The organism is Streptomyces sp. NBC_01454 (assembly GCF_036227565.1).
In the GTDB taxonomy this organism is placed as follows: Bacteria; Actinomycetota; Actinomycetes; order Streptomycetales; family Streptomycetaceae; genus Streptomyces.
Genome location: NZ_CP109460.1, coordinates 3725443 through 3740292, shown reverse-complemented (window position 1 = coordinate 3740292; position 14850 = coordinate 3725443). Strand labels below are relative to the sequence as shown.

15 protein-coding genes are annotated in these 14850 nt (G+C 71.2%); 9 read left to right on the top strand and 6 right to left on the bottom strand.

Annotated features, from left to right (window positions below; translation table 11 throughout):
• Nucleotides 1–24: 24 nt before the first annotated feature.
• From OIU81_RS16415 to OIU81_RS16375, 9 genes are all read left to right on the top strand, one after another.
• Complete coding sequence (locus tag OIU81_RS16415; RefSeq protein WP_329148537.1) at nt 25–1275, top strand: cytochrome P450; 1251 nt, start codon at nt 25–27, stop codon at nt 1273–1275.
• Entirely contained in the window at nt 1272–2243 is a 972-nt protein-coding gene (locus tag OIU81_RS16410) for a 3-oxoacyl-[acyl-carrier-protein] synthase III C-terminal domain-containing protein (RefSeq protein ID WP_329148534.1), read from the top strand. Before OIU81_RS16415 ends, OIU81_RS16410 begins: the two co-directional genes overlap by 4 nt.
• Nucleotides 2244–2295: 52 nt before the next feature.
• Nucleotides 2296–3453, top strand: a complete 1158-nt coding sequence (locus tag OIU81_RS16405; RefSeq protein WP_329148532.1) for an acyl-CoA dehydrogenase family protein — start codon at nt 2296–2298, stop codon at nt 3451–3453.
• Between the two features lie 18 nt (nt 3454–3471).
• Nucleotides 3472–4707, top strand: a complete 1236-nt coding sequence (locus tag OIU81_RS16400) for a hypothetical protein (protein WP_329148530.1) — start codon at nt 3472–3474, stop codon at nt 4705–4707.
• The gene (locus tag OIU81_RS16395) at nt 4707–5603 is read left to right on the top strand and encodes a 3-hydroxyacyl-CoA dehydrogenase family protein (protein WP_329148529.1); all 897 of its coding nucleotides are present in this window, start codon (nt 4707–4709) and stop codon (nt 5601–5603) included. Before OIU81_RS16400 ends, OIU81_RS16395 begins: the two co-directional genes overlap by 1 nt.
• Nucleotides 5603–5854 (top strand): acyl carrier protein, encoded by a 252-nt coding sequence (locus OIU81_RS16390; RefSeq protein ID WP_329148527.1) that lies wholly within the window; start codon nt 5603–5605, stop codon nt 5852–5854. Before OIU81_RS16395 ends, OIU81_RS16390 begins: the two co-directional genes overlap by 1 nt.
• Nucleotides 5855–5904: 50 nt before the next feature.
• Nucleotides 5905–6177, top strand: coding sequence for an MbtH family protein (locus tag OIU81_RS16385; RefSeq protein ID WP_329148525.1), 273 nt, complete (start codon nt 5905–5907; stop codon nt 6175–6177).
• A gap of 27 nt (nt 6178–6204) precedes the next feature.
• Nucleotides 6205–7146, top strand: a complete 942-nt coding sequence (locus tag OIU81_RS16380; protein ID WP_329148524.1) for an ATP-binding cassette domain-containing protein — start codon at nt 6205–6207, stop codon at nt 7144–7146.
• Nucleotides 7147–7248: 102 nt separating this feature from the next.
• The gene (locus OIU81_RS16375; protein WP_329148521.1) at nt 7249–8133 is read left to right on the top strand and encodes an ArsR/SmtB family transcription factor; all 885 of its coding nucleotides are present in this window, start codon (nt 7249–7251) and stop codon (nt 8131–8133) included.
• A gap of 45 nt (nt 8134–8178) precedes the next feature.
• Here OIU81_RS16375 and OIU81_RS16370 read toward each other — a convergent pair whose 3' ends face one another.
• The 6 genes from OIU81_RS16370 to OIU81_RS16345 form a co-directional block, all read right to left on the bottom strand.
• Nucleotides 8179–8742 carry a flavin reductase family protein gene (locus OIU81_RS16370; RefSeq protein ID WP_329148519.1) on the bottom strand — a complete coding sequence of 188 codons (564 nt, stop codon included), beginning with the start codon at nt 8740–8742 and terminating at the stop codon, nt 8179–8181.
• Between the two features lie 70 nt (nt 8743–8812).
• A complete protein-coding gene (locus OIU81_RS16365) occupies nt 8813–10366 on the bottom strand; it encodes a tryptophan halogenase family protein (protein ID WP_329148518.1) in 1554 nt (517 codons plus the stop codon).
• Nucleotides 10367–10513: 147 nt separating this feature from the next.
• Entirely contained in the window at nt 10514–13057 is a 2544-nt protein-coding gene (locus OIU81_RS16360) for an FtsX-like permease family protein (protein WP_329148516.1), read from the bottom strand.
• Nucleotides 13054–13863: an ABC transporter ATP-binding protein gene (locus tag OIU81_RS16355; RefSeq protein ID WP_329148514.1), complete on the bottom strand. Its 810-nt coding sequence runs from the start codon at nt 13861–13863 to the stop codon at nt 13054–13056. The genes OIU81_RS16360 and OIU81_RS16355 overlap by 4 nt, the downstream gene beginning before the upstream one ends.
• Complete coding sequence (locus OIU81_RS16350; protein WP_329148512.1) at nt 13835–14617, bottom strand: sensor domain-containing protein; 783 nt, start codon at nt 14615–14617, stop codon at nt 13835–13837. The genes OIU81_RS16355 and OIU81_RS16350 overlap by 29 nt, the downstream gene beginning before the upstream one ends.
• Nucleotides 14614–14847, bottom strand: a complete 234-nt coding sequence (locus tag OIU81_RS16345; RefSeq protein WP_329148510.1) for a hypothetical protein — start codon at nt 14845–14847, stop codon at nt 14614–14616. The genes OIU81_RS16350 and OIU81_RS16345 overlap by 4 nt, the downstream gene beginning before the upstream one ends.
• Nucleotides 14848–14850: the final 3 nt, after the last annotated feature.

Sequence of the window (14850 nt, the reverse complement as noted above, 5' to 3'; positions counted from 1 at the left end):
CGCAGTCCTGGAGGAAGACAGCACATGAAGCCCCAACTACGGTCGACCGCGGACGACCTGGCCACGGTGGACCTCACCGATCCGCAGACGTTCCTCGACGTGGACCTCGCGGACATGTGGCGCAGGTTCCGGGCCGAGCACCCCGTCTTCTGGCACCGGGCCACCGATCGTGGCCCCGGGTTCTGGGTGATCTCCACCTACGAGGACGTGGTCACCCTCTACCGCGACAACAAGCAGTTCACCTCCGAGCGCGGCAACGTCCTGGCGACCCTGCTGCAGGGGGAGGACTCCGCCTCGCGCAAGATGCTCGCCGTCACCGACGGCGCCCGGCACCGCGAGATCCGCAACCTGATGCTCAAGTCCTTCTCACCCCGGGTGCTGGAGCCGGTGGTGGCCGGTGTGCACGAGCGGACCCGGGCGCTGGTCGCCGGGGCCCTCGCCCACGGCGAACTGGACTTCGTCACCGATGTGGCCGACCACATCCCCATCAACACCATCGGCGACCTCATGGACGTCCCGCAGGGGGACCGCGAGCAGCTCGTCGCCTGGAACACCCAGACGCTCTCCCGGCACAGCGCCGACGACAGCGAGATGGAGGAGTGGATGGCGCGCAACGAGATCCTCCTCTACTTCTCCGACCTCGCCGCCCGCCGCCGGCGCCACCCCGGCGACGACGTGATCAGCGCGCTGGCCACCGCCACCCTCGACGGCGAGCTGCTCAGCGAGGACGAGATCGTCTTCAACTGCTACAGCCTGATCCTGGGCGGCGACGAGTCCAGCCGGATGTCCTCCGTCGGCGGACTGATCGCCCTGTCCGAACACCCCGACCAGTGGCGGGCGTTGAAGTCCGGCGCGGTCGACGTGGACAGCGCCACCGAGGAGGTGCTGCGCTGGACCACCCCCGCCATGCACTTCGGGCGCCGGGCGCTGGTGGACGTCCCGCTGCGGGACGTGACCATCAAGGCCGGTGACGTGGTCAGCCTGTGGAACAGCTCGGCGAACTTCGACGAGACCGTCTTCACCGACCCGCACGTCTTCGACCTGGCCCGCACGTCCAACAAGCACGTCGCCTTCGGACACGGCCCGCACTTCTGCCTCGGCGCCTTCCTCGGCCGCGTCCATGTGAACGCCATGCTCGACGCGCTGCGTACCCAGGTCGCGGACATCCACCTGGCCGGCCCGCCCAAGCGGCTCTTCTCGAACTTCGTCAACGGCTACAGCGGACTGCGGGTCGCGCTCACCGCCGAGCCGGCTGTGGAGGGGAGCGTCGCATGAGTGTCGACACCATCGGCATCGGTGCCATCCACTGCCTGCTGTCCGACACCAAGGTGCCGGTCGAGGAGCTCCCCGAATTCGGGATGCTGGACGCCGACACCGCCGCGTTCGCGCGCGGCAGCGGCGTACGGACCGTCAGCGTTTTCGACGAGACCGAGCAGGCGCCGCTCGCCGCCCGGGCCTGCCAGGAGCTGTACGCCGCACACCCCGGCGAACCGGACGCCCTGCTGCTGGTGGGCCCCCGCGCGCCGGACGTGCTGCTCGGCTCGGACGTCTGCCGGGTGCAGAGCGAAGCCAAACTGACCTCCGCGTTCGCCTTCACCGTCGACGGCCTGGGCTGCACCGGGTCCAGCGCGGCGTGGGCCCTGGCCCGGGACCTGCTGCGTGCCGACCCGGCCCGTGAGCAGATCGTGATCGCGCACGCCAGCCGCCCCACCGGGGTGGACCGGATCCGCTTCCCGGTCACCGTCATCGGCGACGCCGCCTACGCGATGACCCTGGTCCGCGGCGGCCGGCCGGTACTGCGGGCGCACCGCCAGGAGACCGACGGCAGCTTCCACGACCTCTTCCGCGTCGACTACAAGGACGCTCCCTGGTACGAGTGGCGTGAGGTGTGCCAGGACCCTTCGCGCTACCGCTTCGGACTGGCCACCCTCAGCTCCCGCAAGCTCGGCGCGCTGGTGGAGCAGGTCCTCGCGGACGCCGGAGTGAGCCGCGACCGGGTCAAGACCACGCTGATGCAGAACGTCACCGCCGCCGCCTACGACTTCTACGCCACCCTGCTCGGCCTGACCATTCACCCGGTCTGCGGCGAAAACCTCGCCGAATACGGGCACTTGGGCGCCATGGACGTGGTGCTGAACCTCGACGCCCTGCTGACCGGCGGCGGACTGCAGCAGGGCGACCTGGTGCTGGTGCTCAACAACAGCCCGGTGGCCGCCTGGGCGGTGACCCTGTGGGAGGTCTGAGCAGCAGCCCCGCACCCACCCGGACCGCGCCCCCCGACCACGGAGACAACTGATGGACTTTGCACCCACGCCGGAACAGCAGGCGCTGCGCGACAAGGTCGTCCGGTTCGCCCGGGAGAACCTCGGCGCCAGGGCGGCCGAACACGACCGCAACGCCACCTTTGACGAGGCCGGCTGGCAGGCCTGCGCCGACTTCGGCGTCCTGGGCTGGCCGATCAGGAAGGAGTACGGCGGCGGCGGGCTGGATCCGCTGACCGCGATCATGGCCTACGAGGCGCTCGGCGAGGGCTGCGTGGACAACGGCCTGGTCTTCGCGATCAACAACCACCTCTTCGCCTGCGCCGTCTACCTCGCCGACCACGGCACCGAGGAGCAGCGCCGGCGCTGGTTGCCCTCGCTGTGCGACGGTTCGCTGGTCGGCGCACACGCCCTCTCGGAGCCGGAGGCCGGCTCCGACATGCTCTCGCTCACCACCACCGCCGAGCGCGACGGCGACACCTACGTGCTGAACGGGACGAAGAAGTTCATCAGCAACGGGCCGCGCGCCGACCTGTTCATCGTCTTCGCCCGCACCGCCACGGACGGTGCCCCGCAGCGCGCCGTCACCGCCTTCGTCGTGCCGGCGGACACCCCCGGACTCACCGCCCGGGACATCCCCAAGGCGGGCCTGCGCGGCACCCTGATGGGCGAGATCGCCTTCGAGGGCTGCGTGGTCGGCGAGGACCAGCGGCTGGGCGCCGAGGGCGCCGGGTACCAGCTGTTCACCGCCACCATGGAGTGGGAACGCGGCTTCATGTTCGCCAGCCAGGTCGGGGTGATGAGCCGGCTGCTGGACCGCTGCGTCTCGCACGCCGCGAGCCGCCGCCAGTTCGGCCGCGCCATCGGCTCGTTCCAGTCCGTCTCGAACAAGATCGCCGACATGCGGGTCCGGCTGGAGCTGTCCCGGCTGATGCTCTACAAGGTCGGCTGGCTGCGCTCCCAGGGCCGGCTCGCGATGCACGAGGCCTCGATGCTCAAGCTCTACGTCAGCGAGAGCCTGAAGACCACCGCCCTGGACGCCATGCAGATCCACGGCGCCCGGGGCTACACCGAGGAGCTCGGCATCGAGCGCGAGGTGCGCGACGTGCTGGCCGGCACGATCTACGGCGGCACCTCGGACATCCAGCGGTCCATCATCGCCGGCCTGCTGGGCCTGCCCACCGCGGCGTAAGGACGAGAGGCAGCCGACATGCACTCCTACCAACTCGACCTCGACGAACCGGTCTCGGGGGCACACCTCGATGAGCTGAACCGACGGGTCTACTACATCTCCGAGGCCATCACCGGCTTCCGGCTGGTCGCCGCCGAGGGCCCCGGCGGGGACGAGGTCGGCGCCGTCGTGGTGACCACCGAGCACCCCGTCGACGCCGAGGCGCTGGGCAAGAAGCTCCGGCACGTCGTCGACACCGAGGTACGTCCCCAACTGCGCACGCCCCCCAAGGTGCTGTGGCGTTCGCCCTCCGACCGCGTCCCGCGCCCCGACACGTTCGCCGGGCTGCTGGCCGACGGCGTGGTGCACGAGATCGGCCCGGGGCAGGTGGCGCTCGGCGCCCCGGCCCTGGCGGCGCTGGACGCGCTGGACGGACTGCTGCACGACATCATCCGCGCGGAGTTCGGCGCGCGGGAGTACCGCTACCCGACGCTGTTGCCGGTCACCGCGCTGCACCGCAGCGGCTACCTCTCCTCGTTCCCGCAGCACATGATGTTCGCCGCCCGGCTCGACGGGGACGTCGACACCTACCGTGCCTTCGCCGAGGAGGTCGGGGCGCGGGAGACCATCGGGGACCGGGTGCTGCACCGCTGCGCGCCGGTGGACCGGGTCCTGCCGCCCACGATGTGCTACCACACCTTCGACCAGTTCGCCGGCGCCACCCTGCCGGACGAGAACACCGTGGTCACCGCCAAGGGCGGCTCTTTTCGGCACGAGTCCCGCTACCACCGCACGCTGGAGCGGCTCGCGGACTTCACCATCCGCGAGACGGTCTTCCTCGGCACGGCGGAGTTCGTCCGCGAGGCCCGCGACCGGTTCCGCCGACGCGCCGTCGAACTGGTCGAACGGCTCGATCTGGCCGGCCGGTGCGAGGTGGCGAGCGACCCGTTCTTCGCCGGGGCGGCGACCGCCGCGCAGGTCTCCTCGCAGCGGCTGCTGGAGCTCAAGCACGAACTCCACCTGGACGTGGGCCCCGGGGACAGCATCTCGGTCGGCTCGTTCAACCTGCACGAAAAGCACTTCGGTGACGCCTTCGGCATCAAGGGCCCCGACGGCGGCACGGTCCACTCCGCCTGCGTCGGGTTCGGCCTGGAGCGGCTCACCTACGCCCTGCTGTGCCAGTACGGATGGGACGTCGACGACTGGCCGGCGCCGCTCGCCGAGCGGTGCCGGACCACACCACCCCGCACACCACAACCGCCCGAGGGAATGTGATGACTGAGACCAGCCAGATCCGGCGCGTGGGAGTACTCGGTGCCGGCACGATGGGCATCGGCGGTGCCCATGCCTTCGCGGCGGCCGGGCTGTCGGTGGTGCTCGTGGACACCACCGACGAGGCCCTGGACCGGGCCCGCGAGCTGATCGGGGAGAACGCCCGGCTGTACGGGATGCTCGACCGCAAGCTCGCCGCCGACACCCCCGACGAGGTGCTCGCCCGCATCGAGTTCCGCACCGGCCTCGAGGGGCTCGCGGACGCCGACTTCGTCGTCGAGAACGTCACCGAGAACTGGGACATCAAGGAGAAGCTCTACCGGGAGATGGACGCTGTCGCCCCGGAGCACTGTGTCTTCGGCGTGAACACCTCGGCCATCCCGATCACCAAGATGGCCTCGGTGACCACACGCCAGGACCGGGTGGTCGGGACCCATCTGATGAACCCGGTGCCGCTGAAGAAGCTCGTCGAGGTGATCCGGGGGTTTCACACCTCGCCGGAGACGATCGAGCTGACCCGCGGGCTGTTCTGGACGATCGGCCAGGACATCGTGGTGGTCGAGGACTCCTCGGGCTTCGTCACCAACCGCGTCGCGATGCTCAGCGTCAACGAGGCGATCCTCCTGCTGCAGGACAACGTCGCGCAGGCCGGCGACATCGACCGGCTCTTCCGGCAGTGCCTGGGCCACCAGATGGGCCCGCTGGAGACGGCAGACCTGATCGGCCTGGACACCGTCATGTACTCGTTGGAGGTCCTCCTGGACAACTTCAACGACTCCAAGTTCGCCCCGGCGCCGCTCCTGCGCAAGCTGGTCGCCGCCGGCCGACTCGGCCGCAAGAGCGGCCACGGCTTCTATTCGTACGAGCCGGCCATCGCCGGGAACAAGGCAGGTGCCTGATGACAGACGACATCGTCAAGACCGTCCGCGGCTTCATCTCCGAGCATGTCCGGGACACCGAACTCACCGACGACCACGACATCTTCGCGACCGGCAGCGTCAGCTCGCTGTTCGCCGTGCAGCTGGTGATGTGGGTCGAGCGGACCTTCGGGGTCGCGGTGCAGCCCACCGACCTGGACATCGAGAACTTCCGCACGGTGAACGACGTGGCGCGCTTCGTGGTGTCCCGTCAGTCGGCCACTCCCGCGTAGCACGGAGGTTTCAGGGCGCGGTCAGTGCGGTGTCAGCGGGCCTCGACACGATGTTTCGCGTCGAGGCCCGCTGTGGCCTTCCCCTCAGATCTGGAGAGCGCGACGTGACGAACCCCTTTGACGACCAGGACGGCACGTTCCTCGTACTCGTCAACGGCGAGGGCCAGCACAGCCTGTGGCCCGCCTTCGCCGAGGTGCCGGACGGATGGACGGTGTCCTTGGGCGAGAGCAGCCGGGAAGCCGCCCTGGCCCATGTGGAGGAGCACTGGACCGATCTGCGGCCCAGCAGCCTCCGCGAGCCCGCCGCCGGCCACGGCGCCTGACCGCGTCCCGGCCGGCCGGCGAGAGACGTGGAAACCGCGATCCGGGCCGAGGGCCTGCGCAAGCGCTTCAAGGACCACCAGGCCCTCGACGGCGTTGACCTCTCCGTTGCGACGGGCACCGTCCTGGGACTGCTGGGCCCGAACGGAGCCGGCAAGACCACCACGGTACGGGTGCTCAGCACCCTGCTCGCACCGGACGGCGGCCGCGCCGAGGTGGCCGGCTTCGACGTGGCCCGGCAGCCCGCCGAGGTCCGCCGGCGGATCGGCCTGGCCGGCCAGTACGCGGCCGTCGACGGCCTGCTCACCGGCCGGGAGAACCTCGTGCTGATCGGCGTGCTGCTCCACCTGGGCCGGCGGGCCGCCCGGCAGCGCGCCGAGGAACTCCTCGCGCGCTTCGACCTGACCGGCGCCGCCGACCGGCCCACCCGCACCTACTCCGGCGGTATGCGCCGTCGGCTCGACCTGGCGGCCTGCCTGGTCGCCGCGCCCTCGGTGCTCTTCCTTGACGAGCCCACCACCGGTCTGGACCCGGTGAGCCGGATGTCGCTGTGGAGCGCCGTGCGCGAACTGGTGGCGGACGGGGTGACCGTCCTGCTGACCACTCAATACCTGGAAGAGGCCGATTACCTGGCCGACCGCATCGCGGTCGTCGACACCGGACGGGTCATCGCCGAGGGCACACCGGACGACCTCAAGCGATCCGTCGGCCCGGACCGGCTGGAGATCCGCGTGGTGGGCGACGGCGCGGTCGGCCACGCCCTCACGGCCCTGGGCACGGACGCGGCCGAAGAGCCCGCCGTGGACCCGGGAAAGGGCGTCATCTCCCTGCGGCTCGTCGACGGAATGGGCACTATCGCCGCCGCCGCGACCGCACTCGAAAAGGCCGGCGTGACCGTCGCGGATTTCGCCGTGCGCCGGCCCACTCTCGACGACGCCTTCGCCGAACTCACCGGGCGGAGCGTGGGCTGATCCGGCCGGCTCCGGCCGGTACGGAAGGTGATTCCCCCCGTCGGCTGCCCCGGTGGGGTGGACGCCATACAAAGTAACTACGGGGACGACGGGGGAACCGTAATGCAGAGAATTCATTTCACGGCACCGGATCTGGGGAGAACCCGCCTGCGGACCACCGCAGGACCGGAAATCGAGGCGGGCCTGGCCCGTGAATTGTTCGCCCGCGGCGCCGGCCACGTGTACGCACGGTGGCGCCGCCAGGTGTACCGCCGGCTGCGGGCCAGGGCGGGCGCCCAGCCGTCGGTGGCATCGACCCCGGCCGACTTCTGGCGGGCCGCGGTGGCCCCGTACTGGAGCCGGGTGCTGGCCTACTGCGAGGCCGAGTGCGACGCCCGCGGCCGGATGCTGATGGCGGGCGGGGTGGAGCAGCTGCTCGCCGGCCTGGGGCGCCGGGCTCACTGGAACGGCCAGGTTCTGGAGCTCCCCGACGGCCTGGACGAGGACATTCATCTCGGTGGCAGGGGCCTGGTGCTCAGCCCCTCGGTCTTCCTCGGCCACCGCCCCGCCCGGCTCTTCCACGGCGACCGGCAGCGCGGGACGGAACGGCCGGGCGGCCCCGCCGCCCCGGCCGTCCTGGTGTTCGCCGCGCCGCCGGACGCCGAGCAGTCCGGCGTCCTGTGGGGCGAGACCGTTGTCTCCTCGCAGGCGCTCGGCGCCTTGGTGGGCCGGACCCGGGCGGCGGCCCTGCGCGAGCTGCGGGCGTCGTGCACCACCGGGCAGCTCGCCGACCGGCTGGGCATCTCCGCGCCCTGCGCCAGCCAGCACACCGCCGTACTCCGGGAGTCCGGGCTGATCACCACCCTGCGGGTGCGCAACACCGTGCTGCACTCGGTGACCCCGCTGGGGATGGCGCTGCTGGACGGCAAGGTCGTGGATCCCGCGGTCATCGCTGCCGCCCGGTCCCTCGGGCCGGCGCCGGCCGTGCCGTCGCCGGCCGGCGCCTGAGCGGCGTCCGCAACCGCGCACAGCCGCCGCCCGGCCGGGCGGCGGCTACCGGTCCTCCGGGCCCACCGGCCATGCCCGGTACTTCCGCCTGCCGTAGACCAGTGGCTGCCGGTCCGGGTACGGGGTGACCCGCAGGATGTCGCCGAAGACCACGAGGTGGTCCCCGCTGCGGTGCCGGTCGCTCACCCGGCAGTCCGCGATGGCGTGCGCGTCGTGGAACAGGTGCGGCCCTGCCGCGTACGGATCGTCCGCGTCGTGCTGCCAGCGCACCCGGTCGAACCGGTCGGGCGCGCCCGAGGCGAACAGCTCGGCGACCTGCCGTGCCGCCCCGTGCAGCAGGTTCACCGCGAAGTGGCCGGAGTTCAGGGCGGCTTCCAGGGTCGGGCTGCCGATCCGCAGGCAGACCAGCAGGGTCGGTGGGGCCAGCGTGACGCTGCACACCGAGGAGATGGTCATCCCGCGGGGGGTGCCGGCGTGGTCGACGGCGGTGAGCACGGCGACCCCGGTGGGGAAGCCGCTCATCATGGCGCGCTGGCCCTCGGCGACGGCCGCCGCCGGAAGCGGGGCGGTCGGCTGCGCGGGGTCGGTCAGCTGGGTCAGTTCGGTCATGGGGGACGCTCCTGGGACGACGGACACGGCGCCGTACCGGCCACGGGGGCCCGGCACGGCGCCGGCGGGCTCAGTGGCGCATGTGAGTGAAGTACTCGTACTGCGACGGGAGCTGGTCGATGAGGGTCGCGGCCCGGTCGTGCACCGCCTGGAACTCCTTCTGCGCTGCTGTCTCGTCGGCCAGCGCGAGGGCGGGGGAGGGCTTGAGGTCGATGCCGCCCATCCCGAGCAGGATGCACATGTAGGAGTACGGCGGCAGCCCGTGGTAGTACGGGAAGACCGACTCGCTGTCCGGCAGCTGGTGCTTCCAGTGCTCGATCCGCTCGGCCAGGCCGTCCGGCAGCGGACGGGTCTTGGTGTCCTTCCAGTACTGCGTGTCGTTGCGGGCGGCGGCCGCGTAGTGCAGTGCCAGGAACTCGCGGACACCGTCCATCACGTTGGCGACGGAGCTGTTGTAGCTGCCGCGCTGCACCTCGTTCCAGTCCGGACCGGGGAAGTTCTTGACCAGCTGCTCCGCGGCGTGGTGGATGAAGAAGATGCCGGTGGACTCCAGCGGCTCGACGAAGCCGCTGGTCAGGCCGATGCCCACGCAGTTGTTGACCCAGGAGCGGTTGCTGCGACCGATGCGCATCTTGATGTGGTTGGCCTCGACCTCGGCGGCCGACGGACCGACGAACTCCCGCAGGGTGCGCTCGGCCTCGTCCGCGGAGAGGTAGTCGCTGGCGTAGACGTAGCCGGTGCCGATCCGGCCGTAGAGCGGGATGGTCCAGGTCCACCCCGCGTCCTGGGCGGTGGCGGTGGTGCAGGGCCGGATGCCCCTCTTCTCCATGTCCTGCGGCACCTGCAGCGCGACCGCGCTGTCGTTGGGCAGGGTGTCCTGGTAGGAGATGAAGGGCTCCTGCAGGGCCTTGTTGAGCAACAGTCCGCGGAAGCCCGTGCAGTCGATGAAGAGGTCACCCTCCAGCTCGCCGTGCTCGGCGGTCACCACGCTCTTGATCCAACCGCGCTCGTCGAGGGTGACGTCCTTGACGTCGTCGACGAGGTGCTTGGCGCCGCGGTCCACCGTGTACGTGGTGAGGTACTTGGCCAGCAGCGCGGCCTCGAAGTGGTACGCGTACGGGAACTGGGTCTTGCCCTGGTGCTCCGACATCGTCAGGCCCTCGGGCTCGGCCGCGCGCTCGTCGTACGGCTGGGAGAGCATCGCGCCGTTGAGGTGGCGCGGGCTGCGCTCCGCGTCGCAGATGTTGGCCATCACGAAGCAGTCTGCGTCGAAGCGGTCGGTGCGGCCGTTCTTCAGCCACCAGTCGGTCAGCGGGAAGCCGTCGACCGACCGCATCTGTTCGAACGGGTGGTAGAAGTGGTGGCCGGGCTTCCGCCAGTTCTCGAAGCGGACCGCGAGCTTGTACGTGGCGTTGCACGCCGGCATCCAGTCGGATTCCTTGAGACCGAGGAACTCGAAGAAGTGCCGGATGTCGCTGAAGGTGGCCTCACCGACACCAATGGTGCCGACCTTTCCGGATTCGACGAGGGTGATGTCGATCCGGTCACCGAATGCTGCCTTGAGATACGACGCGGTCATCCAGCCGGCTGTACCGCCACCCACGATCACGACTCTATTGAGCATTGGGAAACTCCAATTCCGCGACAAGACGGTGTTGAGAGGCTTCAACGCCATAAGAGCGAGCGTAGGTTTCACAAGACTTCGCCCACCACGTTGTTAAGTGGTGGGCGAAGTTCGCAGGTGATGTGGGCGAGTTATTTTCGGGTCAGGTCATTCCCGGGTGCCGACCGCCGCCGAGGGCCGGGTGCGAAGCGCCATCCTGGCCGACAACAGGGTGGCTCCCAGGGTCAGGACGAGCGCGAACGCGACCACGGTGATCACGATCGAGGGCGGCCCGGCGGGCAGGGCCCGGTCGAGCACCGCGTAGCTGAGCGGAACCAGCGTCGCGGCCGCGACCAGCAGGCCCAGCGCGATCCCGGCGAACGCGGTGAGCAGTGCCTCCACCGTCATCATCCGCATGACCTGGGCGCGGGTGGCGCCGATGAGCCGCTGGAGGGTGAACTCCCGGCGCCGCTCGGCGGTCGCCATCACCAGGGTGTTCACCAGGGCGATGACCGCATAGCCGACGACCATGGCGACCAGGAGGTAGGCCACCCAGGTCTGGGTGTCGTTCTGCTTGACCTGGGCGGTGACCAGCGACGACCGGTCGACCGCGTGCAGTCCGGGTGTCCCCGAGCCGGGGCCGGTGAGCTCGGCGGCCAGCCGCGCGGCGTCGGTGCCGGGCCTGGCGGATACCAGCACCTGCGGCACCACGCCCTTGGTGGTGTGCGCGGTGACGACCGTGGCGGGCATCAACACGGTGCCGTAGCCGCGCCGTTCGCCGACCGTGGCCACCAGCCGGGGCTCGACCTTGGTGCCGTCGCCCATGCGCATCGGGATCCGCTCACCGAGCCGGTGCCCCCCGGCTGCCGACTCGGGCAATGCCACGGTGTCGCCGCGCAGCCCGGCGAGGCTGCCGCTCACCGCGCGGACCGCGGTGGTCCGCTCGATGCCCTCCGGCGAGACGCCGTTGATCTGCACCGGCGTGCCCTTCGGCTTCTGGCCCTTGCCGTTGTAGCCGGCCCACTCGGCCTTCGACGGTTCCAGGAAGCCGGAGCTGGGCACGTAGGCGGACGCCGCCGCCACCCCGGGCCGTTGTGCGACCCGGTCCACCAGGGAGTCCGGCACCCCGCCGGTCGCCGAGGTGAGCACCAGGTCGGCCCGGAGGTTGTCCTTGAACGCCTGCTGGGCGCCCTCGCTCTGCGTGGTCTGGAGGTAGATCAGCGCGGTGGCCAGGCCGGTGGCGAGCATGACCGGCATGACCGCGCCGGCCAGCCGGACCGCGCGGGCCTTGGCGTTGAGGAGGGCCAGCTGCCCGGCGAAGCCGGTGACCGCCCGCAGCGGCCAGTGCAGCAGCGCTGTCATCAGCTTGGTCAGGCCGGGCCCCAGCAGGCCGAACGCCGCGGCCCACAGCATCGCCGCGGGCGTCGCCGCGCTGCCGGCCTTCGCCCCGTCCATCTGCGCCGTGACCAGGGCGAGCGCAGCGCCGCCGGCCAGGCAGAGCAGGGCCACGAGCAGCCGGATCCAGTTCAACCAGCGCCGCTGCACCGACGCTTCGGCCAGCGCCTCGGTCGGGCGGGTGCGGGCGGCACCGCGGGCTGCGATGTACGCCGCCCCGAGGGCGGTCAGCAGCGCCGCGCCGCCGCCCGCGATCATCGGAAGCCAGCCGGCCCGGTACATCACCACATCCGGCACCACACCGCCGTCCACGAACCGGCCCAGCAGCCACTTGCCCAGTGGCGGTCCGGGCAGGCAGGCCAGCGCGGTGGCGAAGACGGCGACGGTGAAGGTCTCGGCCAGGACCATCCGCCGGACCTGACCCGGTGTCGAGCCGATCGCGCGCAGCAGCGCCATCTGCCGTTGCCGCTGCTGGAGCGACAGGCCGAGCGTGCTGGCCACCACGAAGACCGTGACCATCGCGCCCAGTCCGCCGAAGACCGCGGACATCGACACCAGGTTCTTGCCGCGGGTGACGACGTCGGGGAACTCGGCCCGGCCCCGCTCGTCGCCGGTCAGCACCGCGACCGGCGCGCCCTTGAAGGCACCTGCGAGCGCGGACCGCACCTGCTCGGGATCCGTGCCGGGGTCGGTGAGCACCCCGATGGAGTCGACCTTGCCCCGCTGGGGCGCGTACCGCGCCGCGTCGGTGTCGGAGAGGAACACCGTCGCGGCCTCGCCGGGCCCGTCCACCAGCGCGGTCACCTCGTACGGGTGGACGGAGCCGTGGACGCCGAGGGCGATCCGGTCGCCGACGCCGGCCCCGGCCTTCGCGGCCAGCCGGGAGTCCACCGCCAGCTGCCCCGCAGCGGTCGGCGCGCTGCCCTTGACCAGGCGGTACGGCCCGAGCCGGGCGGAGGCCCAGCCGTGGCCGGTGGCGGTGGCGCCGCCCTTGCCGCCCTTCGGGACCAGGGCGACGGGCATCGAGAGGTCGGGCACCGCGGCCCGGACGCCGGGCACCGCCGCGGCCTTGCGCACATCGGAGGCGGCCGGCCGGACCCGCTCCTGGAAGACCTTGTTCGACCCGGGGTAGTTCTGGTCCCCGGTGAGGACGACCTGCGCGGCCCCGAGCCGTTGCGGCGCGGCCAGTCCGCGCAGCCCGGTCTCCAGCAGTCCGCCGCATGCGATCACGATCGAGGCGCCGAAGAACAGGGCGATGAAGGAGGCGATGAAGCCGCCCTTGTGGAACCGCAGGGAGCGCAGCGCGAGGCCGATCATCGGGCCGCTCCGTGCTGGCGCCCTGTGCTGCCGCCCTGTGCCGTCTGCTCGTCGGCCCAGGCGCCGAGGTGGGTCATGCGCTCGGCGACCAGGTCCGCGGTCGGGCGCTCCAGGGCGTCGACGATCCGGCCGTCGGCGAGGAAGAGGGTGCGGTCCGCGTGCGCGGCGGCCACCGGGTCGTGGGTGACCATCACGATGGTCTGCCCGGCCCATTGGACGGCCTCCCGCAGCAGGGTGAGGACGTCCCGGGCGGTGCGGGTGTCCAGGGCGCCGGTCGGCTCGTCACCGAAGACCACGGCGGGCCTGGTGACCAGGGCGCGGGCGATCGCCACGCGCTGCTGCTGGCCGCCGGAGAGCTCGCCGGGGCGGTGCTTTTGACGTGCGGCGAGGCCGACGCGCTCGATGACCTCGTCGACCTCGGATGCCTTGGCGCGGCGACCCGCGAGCCGTAAGGGAAGGGTGACGTTGTCCCGCACGCTCAGCGAGGGCATCAGGTTGAACGCCTGGAAGACGAAACCGACGCGCTCGCGCCGGAGTTTGGTCAACTCCCGCTCCTTGAGCCGGGACAGCTCCACGCCGTCCAGCTGGACCGTGCCGGAGGTCGGCCGGTCCAGCCCCGCGGCACAGTGCAGGAAGGTGCTCTTGCCGGATCCGGAGGGGCCCATCACCGCGGTGAAGGTGCCCCGTCGCAGGCCGATGCTGACCCCGTCCAGCGCGGCCACCTTGTTCTTGCCGCCGCCGTAGACCTTGTACACGGAGTCCAGATGGACGACGGCGTCAGCCGGCCCGCCCTGTGTTCGGTTCATGGGCTTCCCAATCAGATGTCGGTTCTGTGGAAGTGCGGGTGCGACGTCCGCTCCGTGCGGAGAGCGGACCGGGACGAGCGAGCACGCCCTTGATCTGCGCGAGCGGGTCACCGGGCGGACGGAGCACTGCCTGGGCGACGGCCAGGTGCAGTCGTGCGGCGGTCACGAGGAGCCGGGCGGCGAGGGGAAGCAGGACGAGGGCGACGGCCCCGACGGCCAGCGCTCCGGGCAGGGTGTCGATCGCGAGGAGGGCGTGACCCTGTCCTGCCGATCCGCCGGAGACGGTCACGGCCCAGTACCACAGCGGCAGGGTGAGGAGGCCGAGCAGCACCAGCCAGACGACGAGGGCGAGGAGGTCCAGCAACAGCAGGGGAGGGAAGAGGAGGATGAGGTAGGCGCAGTCCCGGACGATCGCGGGATCGGCGCAGCGGGCCTTGAGGCGGGCGGTCAGACCCGGCTCCGTGACCTCCTGGTAGCGGTACGGGATCGGCCGGTCGATCAGCAGCGCGCGACCCCGTTCGACCTGCGCACAGCCGCGGATCACCCACGCCGAGCCGACGACCAGCGGCACCGTGACGGTGAATTGGCTCAGCACCACCCCGCCCAGGAAGGCCGCCGTGGCCACCGCGAAGAGCACGCCGCCGGCCACGAGGTAGCTTGCGAGGTAGCCGGCAGCGAGCCAGGGAGCCGCCGATAAGGGCAGTGTGAGCAGTGAGCCGGGGAGACGCAGCCGGCCCGGGGGCAGACTGATCACTCGATCCTCCGCAGCATCTCGTCGATCGACCCCACCCGGGCCTTCAGCTCGGCCAACTCGGCCTGCAAGGACTCCTGTCGGGCCACCGCTTCCTCGGCGAGCTTGCGGTAGGAGGCCATGGCGACGGCGTCGGCGCGGTGGCGTTGCAGTCTGAAGTGCGAGACCACCGCCGCCGTGATTCCTCCGACGACGATCAAGACGATGGCGATGGCGACGATGGCGCCGGTCATGTC

What these genes read in the sequence shown, in the direction of transcription:
- OIU81_RS16415 (WP_329148537.1), top strand. Translation starts at nt 25, where the DNA reads ATGAAGCCCCAACTACGGTCGACCGCGGACGACCTGGCCACGGTGGAC.
- OIU81_RS16410 (WP_329148534.1), top strand. Translation starts at nt 1,272, where the DNA reads ATGAGTGTCGACACCATCGGCATCGGTGCCATCCACTGCCTGCTGTCC.
- OIU81_RS16405 (WP_329148532.1), top strand. Translation starts at nt 2,296, where the DNA reads ATGGACTTTGCACCCACGCCGGAACAGCAGGCGCTGCGCGACAAGGTC.
- OIU81_RS16400 (WP_329148530.1), top strand. Translation starts at nt 3,472, where the DNA reads ATGCACTCCTACCAACTCGACCTCGACGAACCGGTCTCGGGGGCACAC.
- OIU81_RS16395 (WP_329148529.1), top strand. Translation starts at nt 4,707, where the DNA reads ATGACTGAGACCAGCCAGATCCGGCGCGTGGGAGTACTCGGTGCCGGC.
- OIU81_RS16390 (WP_329148527.1), top strand. Translation starts at nt 5,603, where the DNA reads ATGACAGACGACATCGTCAAGACCGTCCGCGGCTTCATCTCCGAGCAT.
- OIU81_RS16385 (WP_329148525.1), top strand. Translation starts at nt 5,905, where the DNA reads ATGTTTCGCGTCGAGGCCCGCTGTGGCCTTCCCCTCAGATCTGGAGAG.
- OIU81_RS16375 (WP_329148521.1), top strand. Translation starts at nt 7,249, where the DNA reads ATGCAGAGAATTCATTTCACGGCACCGGATCTGGGGAGAACCCGCCTG.
- OIU81_RS16370 (WP_329148519.1), bottom strand. Translation starts at nt 8,742, where the DNA reads ATGACCGAACTGACCCAGCTGACCGACCCCGCGCAGCCGACCGCCCCG.
- OIU81_RS16365 (WP_329148518.1), bottom strand. Translation starts at nt 10,366, where the DNA reads ATGCTCAATAGAGTCGTGATCGTGGGTGGCGGTACAGCCGGCTGGATG.
- OIU81_RS16360 (WP_329148516.1), bottom strand. Translation starts at nt 13,057, where the DNA reads ATGATCGGCCTCGCGCTGCGCTCCCTGCGGTTCCACAAGGGCGGCTTC.
- OIU81_RS16355 (WP_329148514.1), bottom strand. Translation starts at nt 13,863, where the DNA reads ATGAACCGAACACAGGGCGGGCCGGCTGACGCCGTCGTCCATCTGGAC.
- OIU81_RS16345 (WP_329148510.1), bottom strand. Translation starts at nt 14,847, where the DNA reads ATGACCGGCGCCATCGTCGCCATCGCCATCGTCTTGATCGTCGTCGGA.